At 72.5% G+C, this 9,566-nt stretch carries 11 protein-coding genes and 1 tRNA gene; 7 read left to right on the plus strand and 5 right to left on the minus strand.

Annotated features, from left to right (window positions below):
- Nucleotides 1–1,037: SepX/GlpR family protein (locus NBZ83_RS25830; protein ID WP_261575965.1), on the plus strand; the 1,037-nt coding region annotated here is incomplete at its 5' end.
- On the opposite strand, the gene NBZ83_RS25835 is transcribed toward NBZ83_RS25830, so the two are convergent.
- Nucleotides 956–1,771, minus strand: a complete 816-nt coding sequence (locus NBZ83_RS25835; RefSeq protein WP_261571118.1) for a cyclase family protein — start codon at nt 1,769–1,771, stop codon at nt 956–958. The two genes, NBZ83_RS25830 and NBZ83_RS25835, sit on opposite strands and share 82 nt — an antisense overlap.
- A gap of 107 nt (nt 1,772–1,878) precedes the next feature.
- The gene (locus NBZ83_RS25840; RefSeq protein ID WP_261571119.1) at nt 1,879–2,175 is read right to left on the minus strand and encodes a YiaA/YiaB family inner membrane protein; all 297 of its coding nucleotides are present in this window, start codon (nt 2,173–2,175) and stop codon (nt 1,879–1,881) included.
- Nucleotides 2,176–2,262: 87 nt separating this feature from the next.
- Between NBZ83_RS25840 and macS the strand changes: the two genes are divergently transcribed.
- The 5 genes from macS (at nt 2,263) to NBZ83_RS25865 (ending at nt 6,526) form a co-directional block, all read left to right on the plus strand.
- Nucleotides 2,263–3,507: a MacS family sensor histidine kinase gene (gene macS / locus NBZ83_RS25845; RefSeq protein ID WP_261575966.1), complete on the plus strand. Its 1,245-nt coding sequence runs from the start codon at nt 2,263–2,265 to the stop codon at nt 3,505–3,507.
- Entirely contained in the window at nt 3,494–4,189 is a 696-nt protein-coding gene (locus tag NBZ83_RS25850; protein WP_261571121.1) for a response regulator, read from the plus strand. Before macS ends, NBZ83_RS25850 begins: the two co-directional genes overlap by 14 nt.
- Nucleotides 4,190–4,259: 70 nt before the next feature.
- The gene (locus tag NBZ83_RS25855) at nt 4,260–4,808 is read left to right on the plus strand and encodes a YbaK/EbsC family protein (protein ID WP_261571122.1); all 549 of its coding nucleotides are present in this window, start codon (nt 4,260–4,262) and stop codon (nt 4,806–4,808) included.
- Nucleotides 4,809–4,999: 191 nt separating this feature from the next.
- Nucleotides 5,000–5,320: a hypothetical protein gene (locus NBZ83_RS34390; RefSeq protein ID WP_261571123.1), complete on the plus strand. Its 321-nt coding sequence runs from the start codon at nt 5,000–5,002 to the stop codon at nt 5,318–5,320.
- A 447-nt stretch (nt 5,321–5,767) separates the two neighbouring features.
- A complete protein-coding gene (locus tag NBZ83_RS25865) occupies nt 5,768–6,526 on the plus strand; it encodes an SDR family NAD(P)-dependent oxidoreductase (protein WP_261575967.1) in 759 nt (252 codons plus the stop codon).
- A 129-nt stretch (nt 6,527–6,655) separates the two neighbouring features.
- On the opposite strand, the gene NBZ83_RS25870 is transcribed toward NBZ83_RS25865, so the two are convergent.
- The 3 genes from NBZ83_RS25870 to NBZ83_RS25880 all read right to left on the minus strand — a co-directional run bounded on the left by NBZ83_RS25870 (nt 6,656) and on the right by NBZ83_RS25880 (nt 7,749).
- On the minus strand, nt 6,656–6,814 hold the full coding sequence (locus NBZ83_RS25870) for a hypothetical protein (RefSeq protein ID WP_261566822.1): 159 nt from the start codon (nt 6,812–6,814) through the stop codon (nt 6,656–6,658).
- 70 nt (nt 6,815–6,884) lie between these two features.
- A tRNA-Ala gene (locus NBZ83_RS25875) sits at nt 6,885–6,958 on the minus strand.
- 95 nt (nt 6,959–7,053) lie between these two features.
- Nucleotides 7,054–7,749, minus strand: coding sequence for a hypothetical protein (locus NBZ83_RS25880; protein WP_261575968.1), 696 nt, complete (start codon nt 7,747–7,749; stop codon nt 7,054–7,056).
- A gap of 1,148 nt (nt 7,750–8,897) precedes the next feature.
- Here NBZ83_RS25880 and NBZ83_RS25885 point away from each other — a divergent pair.
- Nucleotides 8,898–9,566, plus strand: a 669-nt coding sequence (locus NBZ83_RS25885) for a phosphoribosyltransferase (protein WP_261575969.1), incomplete at its 3' end; no start/stop codon positions are given.

The following is a 9,566-nucleotide window of genomic DNA, read 5'->3' on the forward strand; positions in this document are numbered from 1 at the left end:
GGGCTGGGGCTTCGGGCAGGCCGGGGTCGCCGGGCGACGACGGCATGGTCCGCGGCGACGAGCCGTGGGTCGACTCCCGCCGCACCGTCGCGCTGCACCGGGTGGCCGCCGAGCGGGCAGCCCTGATGCGGGTCCGCCGGCAGCGGCTGATCCTGGTGGCGGCACTGCTCCCGGTGACGGTCGTGTTGGCCGCCGTGTTCGGCGGGATGTGGATCGCCGTGCAGCTGCTGGGTGATCTCGGGTTCGCCGGGTACCTCTTCCATCTGCGGCGCGCCGCCCAGGTCGAACGCCGGCTCGCGATCACCCGGGTCTCGATCGAGCGCCGGATAGAGGCCGAGCGGGTCGCCCGCAGCCGTCGTCGCCCGGTCGGCTCCTCCTTCGCCTACCACGAGCGGGACTCCGCGGCGAGCACGGGCGAGTGGCACCTGGGTCCCGAGTCGGGGGAGGAGCTCACCCCCGAGGAGTTGGCGCACGCCCGGGCGGAGACGATCGACCTCGGCAGCCTGATGGCCGCCCAGCTCGCGAACCGTGACGACGCCGGGCAGGACGAGCTGCCCGGCTACGCTCCTGCCGCCGCGTGGGACGACGCCGCCCCGGGTCGGCCGGCGAGTGGCGGTCACGCGAAGGTCCTGTACGGCTACGCGCCGCCCGCCGGCACCGTTGCACCCGCCGACTACGACCCCGCCGACTACGACGGCGTCGACTACGACCCCGTCGACTACAACGGCGTCGAATACGTCGAGGTCGAATACGTCGAGGTCGAGATGGACGGCGGTGAGGCCGCGGCGGCGTCCGCCGCACGGATGACCGCCCGCCCGGCGGTCCGCCCCACCAGTCGGCCGAAGACCTCGCGTCCCGGCCGCGTCCAGATCAACCCGCCGGGCACCCACGGTGGCCTGATCGTGTCGCCCGAGGCCGCGCAGCCCGGTGGGTCCGCGGCCGGCCCGACGCCCCGTCAGCCCACGGGCGGCGACCCTGCCGGCGAGGACCCCGCCGAGCTGGACCCGCTGCTGCGCCGCCACGCCGTGGGGAGCTGAGCGCCCCGCCGGCTCAGGGCCGCCGGGCCCAGCCGGGCCACCGCGCGGACCGGGGCGCCGTCCGCTGCCGCGAGGGGAAGAGGGAACAGAAAGACCTCGATCGGCCGCCCCTGCGTCTGAGCCTGCAGCAGCCCCGCCAGACCGGTGAGATTCTCGGCGATCACCGCCCCGGCGCCGCACAGCACCCGGTGCGCCGCGAGGCCGAACTCCTGACCCGGGCCGGGGGTGCGGTCCACGCTCAGCGCGTCGATGCCCACGGTCCGCACCCCGGCGTCGACGATCGCTCGGGCCGTATCGGGTGCCAGGTAGGGGTGGCGCAGGTAGTCGGGATGCCCCCAGCGGTCCGACCAGCCGGTCACGATGAGGACGATGTCGCCCGGGCGCAGTCCCGCGGGGAGCAGGTCGGGCCCGATCGCCCCCTGCGCTGCCTGCCCGCGGGCGTCGACCAGCACCGCCGGGCCGGCGAAGCGTTCCAGCGGCAGCTCGTCGAGGCGGGGCAGCGCATCGTCGATGTGCCAGGGCGCGTCGACGTGCGTGCCCGACTGCGAACCCAGGTGCAGGCGCTGCACGTTGACCCCGTCCGCGGGTGCGCGCAGCGCGGGCGCGACCGCCACCTCGGGATCCCCCGGGTACACGGGCATGCCGCTGACGATCGGCACTGACAGGTCGACCAGTTCTGACAGGTTGACCTGTTCGGCGCCCTGCGCATCGCTTTCGACGGGAACGGCTGGCACGGCGACCTCCGGTGGGTGCGCGACGCCCGCCCGCGGCGGGCCGTCGCACCAGCCTGCCTGCCCGCCGGTCCCCGCCTCCGCTGCCCGCCGCCGTGTCCGGCTGCGGTTCAGCGATTGACCGGCGTCTTGAGCGGGTCGTATTCCGCCAAGAGCCGCTCCAGCCGGACCTGGTCGACGCGGTTGACGACGCTGGCCGCCTCCTGCTGGTCGCGCACGCACTTGGCCAGGGTGAACGCCGAGGTCACGACGTAGAGCAGGCCGAGCCAGAGGAAGGCGCGCATCCAGGCATCGCCGGGCAGCCGGGCGATCGCGTACGTGACGGCGACCAGCGACACGGCGAACGACAGGGCCGCCTGGACGAAGAAGACGGTCGTGCTCCTGGCTTGCGGAGGTGAGTTCGACATGGGAATCAGTTTCGTGACATCCCGACGTCCTGACATGAGTACAGATACTCATTCTGTCCTGAGTGCACCTTCTGCCACACTTGCGCGGTGGGGCTCCCATGGGGACCGGCCGGTGTGCGCGGCGCGCTGTGGCGGTCCCTGACGGTCTACCGCTGGGCGTCGCTCGCCTACGCCGTCGCCCTGGTTGGCCAGACCCTCGGGCAGGCCGACCGACCCGCGCTCGGCCTCACCCTGTTCGGCGTGATGACGGTTTGGTCGGTGGTCATGTCGGTGCTCGCGCCCGCGGTCGACGGCCACCGGCCCCGGCTGCTGGCCGGCCTCGTCGCCGCGGACGTCGCGCTGTGCACGGCGATGGTCGTCCTGACCCTGCCGGTGGGCCCCCGCTCCGGCCACGTCCTGCCCGGGTTGTGGTCGGCCAGTGGTGTCCTCGGTGCGGCGCTGCGGGGCGGCACCGCAGGCGGCCTGCTCGCCGGCCTGCTGTTGTCGATCGCGACGTTCGTCGAACGCGGCGTGGTGAACGACTCCTCGATCGGCACCGCCGTGCTGTTCCTACTGTCCGGGATGATCGTCGGCCACCTGAGCCGCACGGCGCTGGTGGCGGAGGCGGCGCTCGCCGATGTGCTGGCCGCGCGGGCCGGCGACGCCGAGCGGGAGCGGCTGGCCCGGCGGGTGCACGACGGCGTCCTGCAGGCGCTCGCGTTGATCTCCCGCGAGGCACCACGGGGTCTGCCGGCGGCGGCGGTGGCGGCGCTGGCCGCCGAGCAGGAGGCGGCGCTGCGGGAACTGCTGCGCACGCCCACCGCCCCGCGGATCACCGCCGGCATGGCGAGCGGCGGTGTCCGGGCGGGCACCGGTGTTCGGGCGAGGGACGGTGTTCGGGCGAGGGACGGTGTTCGGGCGAGGGACGGTGTTCGGGTGGGGGACGGGGTCTCGGCGGACCTGGTGGGGCCGCTGTTACGGCTGGCGCGGCCCGCGGTGCCGGGCCGGCCCGCGGTGGCGGTGGGGACGCCGGGCGCGCCGGTTCTCCTGCGGGCCGAGCAGGTGCGGGAGGTCGTCGCCGCGGTCGAGGCCACGGTGGACAACGTGGCCCACCATGCCGGCCCCGAGGCGTCGGCCTGGGTGCTCGTGGAGGACGACGGCGACCGGGTGATCGTCACCGTTCGTGACGATGGAGTGGGGATGGTGGCCGGGCGGATGGAGCAGGCCGCCGCCGAGGGGCGCCTGGGGCTCGCGGTCTCGGTGCGCGGGCGGATCCGGGAGCTGGGCGGCACGGTGACCGTGACGAGCCGACCCGGGGCGGGGACGGAGGTCGAGCTGCATGTCCCACGCTGACGGGCCGCCGGACGGGCCACCGGCCAGGGTGGTGGTCGTCGACGACCATCCGCTGTGGCGGGAGGCGTTGAGCCGGGACCTGGACCAGGCGGGTTTCGTGGTCGTCGGCACGGCCGGCTCGGTGGCGCAGGCGCTGCGGGTGATCGCGGCGACCCGGCCCGACCTCGTCGTCCTCGATCTGACGCTGCCCGACGGCTCGGGCGTCGAGGTGATCGGGGCTCTGCTCGGCCCGGCGGCGACGGTCGGCGGCTTCACCGGCGCGGTCCTGATCGTCTCGGCCTCCGGCGAGCAGGCCGACGTCCTGGCGGCGGTTCGGGCCGGGGCGTCGGGCTACGTCGTCAAGTCGGCGCGGCCCGAGGAGCTCGTCGACGCCGTGCACCGCACGGCCGCCGGGGTCGCCGTCTTCAGCGCGGGGCTCGCCGCGCTCGTCCTGGGAGAGATGTCGCGGGCGGCGCGCGACACGGCTGCGTCGCCGTCGGCCCCGCGGCTCACGGCGCGGGAGATCGAGGTGCTGCGCCTGGTCGCGAAGGGCCTGTCGGCCAGGGACGCGGCGCAGCGCCTCGGTGTCTCCCACCGCACCGTGCAGAACCACGTGCACAACGTGCTGGGCAAGCTGCAGCTCCGCAACAGGGTGGAGCTGACCCGCTTCGCCGTCCGCGAAGGTTACGACGACGCCTCCTGAGCACCACGTGACCGTGCGGGCGCGGGGATGGGTGAACGGACCGCGCAGGGCTGGACCGTAATCTCGCTCCATGACCGAGATACTTCGGCCGGTGCCAGCCCTGCGCCGACCGGACCTGCTCGCGGCGGCGACGGCGGCGGCCCTGAAGTCCTGGCCGGCCGCGGGGTCCGCGCCGTCCGTCGAGCAGGTCGAGGTCGCGGAAATCGACCCCGAGCTTGCCGACACCGCCGCGTTCTGCGAGCGCTACGGGGTCGCCCCGGCGGACTCGGCGAACTGCGTGATCGTCGCGGCCAGGCGCGGCGCCGAGACGACGCTCGCGGCGTGTATGGTCCTCGCGACGACCCGGGCGGACGTGAACGGGCTGGTCCGGCGCCGGCTCGCGGCCCGCAAGGTGTCGTTCGCGCCGATGGACACGGCCGTCTCCCGCACCGGGATGGAGTACGGCGGCATCACCCCGGTCGGGCTGCCCGCCGACTGGCCGCTGCTGATCGACCGCGCGGTCGCCGAGCATCCTCGGGTCGTCGTCGGCTCCGGCCTGCGCCGGTCCAAACTGTGGCTGCCCGGAGCGGCGCTCGCCGCCCTCCCCACCGCCGAGGTCCTCGACGGCCTCGGCACCTGACACTTTCTCTCACTTCCGCTGACCGCGTGTTGACTGTGGCTCGCGGTTGAGAATCGGCATCGCCGCGAAGCGTGTTGCCGACGGGCTGAGGGCATGCCTGGCCCGCCACTATTCGCGGACGGCGATGTCGATCGAGATGGATGCGACGTCACGTCCCGCACTATTTTCCGTGACAAGACAGAAGGTATAATTTGATCTTCAAGGCGCTAGCGGATGCTGCCGTCACGCTTACCCACTGGTCGTCCTGCTACAGCATCGAGCTGCATCGCCCCCCAAAAGAAGCCGGCCGACAGGCAGTGCTGGATGTGCTCTACGTCCGTTGGCGCGGAGCCGTAGAGCGCATCGACGGCCTCGGCGCCCGCGATCTATTTCTGGATCGCCAGACCTGTCTCGGCGCGTGTCCCGGGAGTGGTGGTGGACTGGCCGGGCAGGGGCAACTCGACGCCGCGCTCGGCATGGTGGCACGGAGGAAGTCGAAGACCTTGGCCATGCCCACGTACGGTACCGCCTGATAGACGATCTCCTTGATCTCAACCGGGGGTCGAGACGTGACCGGGAAAGCGTTCTCTCCCGATCTTCGGTTTTCCCGGTTGCGGCCTGGGCGCGGGCGAGCAGCTCGGCGCCCGTCGGCGTGATCTTTACCCGAAGAAGCCGGCCGTGGGTGGGGTGCGGTTCGCGGTCGACGAGTCCTCGCTCGAGCAGCCCGGTGGGCGAGTGCGCCGAGCTGGGTGTGGGTGAGCGAGAATTCCCGCAGCGCTCGGTCGACCTGCTGGGAGAGTGCCGTGCTCACCCGCCGCATCAGGTACGGCAGTCGCTCCTCGAACTTTTCCGCCACCGTGCTCCTGCCCCGTTTCCTCCGCCGCGTCCGTGTTTGCGTGGCCACGCAAGCGATATGGATAAGTATCAGGCATATGTTGAGTTAGCTGATGCTTACTCGATCCGGCTCGAGAGGAACAGTCATGAGCACAGCACGTACCGTCGTGGTCACCGGCGCCGCCGGCGGCATCGGTTCCGAGATCGTCAACCGGTTTCTGGCCCACGGTGACACCGTCGTCGCCTCTGACATCTCGCCCGAGGCGCTCGACACGTGGCGCGCCCGGTGGGACTCCGGTGCGTCCGGCGGGCAGCACCCGTCGCTGCACACTGTTCCTGCGGACATCTCCAGCGAGCAGAGCGTCGCCGCGCTGGCCCAGGTCGTGCAGCAGAGCCTCGGCACGGTCGACGTTCTGATCAACAACGCCGGCCATTTTCCGCAGACCGCCTTTGAGGAGATGAGCGCCGATGAATGGCGTCAGGTCATCGACGTCAACCTCACCGGCACCTTTCTCATGATCCGGGCCTTCGTTCCCCTCATGAAGGCGAGCGGCCACGGTCGCATCGTGAACATCGGGTCCGGCTCGGTCTTCAGCGGCACCCCTATGCAGTCCCACTACGTGGCCTCCAAGGGTGGCGTCATGGGTCTGACCCATGTCCTGGCCCGCGAACTCGGCGGATACGGCATCACCGTCAATCTGATCACCCCGGGACTTACCGTCACCCCGGCGGCCGCGGCGGTGCTTCCCGAGGCCCTGCTGGCGGAGCAACGCAGTGCGCGTGCGCTCCACCGCGACGAAACTCCCGAGGACCTGGTCGGACCGATCTTCTTCCTTGCCTCGGACGACGCCGCCTTCATCACCGGCCAGACGCTCAACGTCGACGGAGGTCGTCACCTGCTGTGACCGTCGCTGCCCGCGGAGTTCGGCGGACCTCCACGGCACGAAGGTTGCACGCCCGGTCCCACACATCACCCGACTGAGCGCGCCACACGGTTCTCAGGAGATTTCCCTGGGACGGCCCCGGCCCCGGCCCTACCCGCACCCGACGGCCTTGGTGGAGACGGTGCGGGATTGATGGGGCAGAGCGGTGGCCGCGTTACTGCTGTCGACCTGCGGGTTCGGTCGGATCGCGAGCCGCTCGACCGCGGTGATCTGGAGGGTGTCGATGCGGCGGCGTAGCCGTGTAGGCATGACCTGAAAGATCAAACGCTGACATGCACCTCAACGCCAAAACCGTCGAGGTGCAGGCAAAATACAGTTGTGGAGGTGAGGGGACTCGAACCCCTGGCCTCCTCCGTGCGAGGGAGGCGCTCTACCAGGCTGAGCTACACCCCCTGGAAGTAATCGAAGCTTACAGGATGACGGGGGCGGTGCGACGACCACCCCCGCCCGAGTGCACCGCCATCCACCCACCGGCCCGCGCGGCGGGGTCAGCCGATCCGGACGGCGCGGTCGCCGCGGGCCTCGCCGTGCGCCTCGGAGCGGGCAGTGGGGAGGGCGGCGTCGGCGAGGTCCGCGCGGCGGCCGGGTTGTTCCGCGGCGCCTGCGGTGACGGCGGCGCCAGCCCGGATCGGGGCGCCGGTGCGACGCGTCGGGGCGCCGGGGCGGGTGCGCGCGACGCCGGCGCCGGCCGGGCGATCCGGACGGTCCAGGTTGGTCCGGCCGCCGTACCCGCGGATGCCGAGGGCCTCCTGCGCCCCGGAGCCCGTGAGGGTCGCGAGGAGGTGGCCGAACAGGTAAGCGGCGGCGGACGGTCGTAGCAGGCCCGCCTCGTGGCGTGACCAGCCCCAGGCCCGGGCACCGTCGACGACGAGTTCCTGGTCGGGCCTCGCGTCTCCGGGGAAGGCCAGGCGGGCGTCGGCGGGCGGCGGCGGGCCGTCCAGGGGTAGGTGCGCCCACAGCTGCAGGGCCTCCTCGGGGCACCATCCGTCATCCCGGACGGCTACCTGCCACGCGGCCCGGCCGGGCCGGTACACGGCGAGCCGGATGGACGTCCCCCGGCAACGAAAGTGCAGGCCGACTCCGTCCGGGCGGACGCCTCGTATCTCGACCGGCACTGCGGAGCTGCCCGGGCAGACGAGGTATCCCTCGTTCCGTAGACGGGCCATCCACGCCTCGAAGGACACGGCGGATGCTGCCTTCCTGATCGATACGCCTGTCGGGGGACTCCCACCGGGGGATCGGGGAGCCGAAGGCCGGTCCTGGCCGGGTCGCACGCGGCCCGCCACCGTCGGGGCGGTCCGCGGCCGGATCGGCCGGTGGCACATCGCGGACCCCCGGGCGTGTCGGCGTATGCCGACACGCCCGCGATCGGCGGGAGATGACGGAGCGGTGCGTCGCGACACGTCGACCGGAGGTGGCGGTCCGTGGAGGCTGCCGACTTGTTGCAGGTCGGTTACCGGGACCGCGGACGATCAGCGGAGGTTGGGCCGCCGGTCAGGTTGGTCTCGCGTCCAGGTTCGATGCACCGAACTCCGAGGCCCCTCGCACCCGGGCCAGCCCCGAAACCAGCGGGCTGACCGGCTCGTCACGCTGGCGGCGAGCCTCAGTGGGCGCGAGGGCTGGGACAACACGGACAGCTCCCGGGAAGACAGATCACTCGCCATGCCCGGTGAGGGGCGGCGCCGTGCTGCAAACGGAGCGTCACCTCTTCATTATGCATGTGGGCCGATTCTGGTGCCGGTTCGCGGACGCGCAGTGGGCCGGTCCCGGATGACCGGGACGCGGTCGGGCGAGATGGCCGAGCGGACATACGACGGGCCTGTCGCAAGGCCTTCCGTCGGGTGTCCCGTCGGTCCGGCGATGGGCGACTGAGGTGGGGAACACCGGCGGATGCCTGCCATTCGCGCAGCTCCGGCGAGTGGCCGCTGCACGGCGGTTTCGGGCCGGCCGGTCGGCCGGCGGCGGTCATGGGTCCGGCCGGGGCCGGTTGGCCGGCCGGCAGCGGCCGGTTGGTGAACCTGGTGGATCGGGTCGACCGGTCGCGTGGTCGACCGCGCAGGGCGCCCCTCATGCCAGCCTGGCAAAGCAGCCGGCGTTTGGTGCCCGTTTCGGCATCCACTCCGGTCGCCGGGATTCCCCTGTCGGCTGGCCTGTCGGCTGGGTGGTCCGGCCGGGGGAGGCCTGGTCGGCGGTGCTGCCCCGCGGGTGTCGGACTCGGGTAGGGCCCGATCGGGCGGTGCGAATGTGGCCCAGAGGCGGATCGGCCCTGGCCTTCCTGGGAATCACGACGGCGCAGACATCGAGTCCGAACGGGGAGGACGGTGAGACGGCCATGATCTTCGACACTCGTGCGGACGCAGGCCGGCAACTCGGCGCGCGGATGGCCCACCTGCGCGGTCAGGACGTCGTTGTGGTGGGACTACCCCGCGGCGGGGTCCCGGTCGGGTTCGAGGTGGCACGGGCACTGGATGCGCCGCTGGACGTGATCCTCGTCCGCAAGATCGGCGTGCCGTTCCAGCCCGAGCTCGCCATGGGTGCGATCGCGGAGGGTGGGGTGCGGGTCGTCAACGAGGAGACCCTGCTGCTGGCCGATGTCAGTCCGGAGGAGTTCGCCGCGGTCGAGGCGAGGGAGACGGCGGAGCTGGAGCGGCGCGCCCGCCGCTTCCGGGACGGCCGGCCGCGGATCCCCCTCGCCGGACGCACGGTGGTCATCGTCGACGACGGGATCGCGACCGGATCGACGGCGCTGGCCGCCTGCCGGGTCGTCCGGGCCCAGTGCGCGGACCGGGTCGTGCTCGCCACGCCCGTCGCCGCCCGTGACCGCATCGACTGGCTGCGACGGCAGGCCGACGAGGTGATCTGCGTCCAGTCGCCGGCGAGCTTCCTCGGCATCGGCGAGTTCTACGCCGACTTCGACCAGACGCCCGACGAGGAGGTCACCGACCTGCTGCGGCGGGCTGCCGCCCGCCGTCCGGAGGGCATGGCGGGGACAGGCGAAGGC

This window comes from Frankia gtarii, from assembly GCF_025403375.1.
GTDB classification, from domain to species: domain Bacteria; phylum Actinomycetota; class Actinomycetes; order Frankiales; family Frankiaceae; genus Frankia; species Frankia gtarii.

Coding starts and splice junctions, on each gene's coding strand:
- NBZ83_RS25870 (WP_261566822.1), bottom strand. CDS start 6,814: ATGCCTACACGGCTACGCCGCCGCATCGACACCCTCCAGATCACCGCG.
- NBZ83_RS25850 (WP_261571121.1), top strand. CDS start 3,494: ATGTCCCACGCTGACGGGCCGCCGGACGGGCCACCGGCCAGGGTGGTG.
- NBZ83_RS25865 (WP_261575967.1), top strand. CDS start 5,768: ATGAGCACAGCACGTACCGTCGTGGTCACCGGCGCCGCCGGCGGCATC.
- NBZ83_RS25840 (WP_261571119.1), bottom strand. CDS start 2,175: ATGTCGAACTCACCTCCGCAAGCCAGGAGCACGACCGTCTTCTTCGTC.
- NBZ83_RS25855 (WP_261571122.1), top strand. CDS start 4,260: ATGACCGAGATACTTCGGCCGGTGCCAGCCCTGCGCCGACCGGACCTG.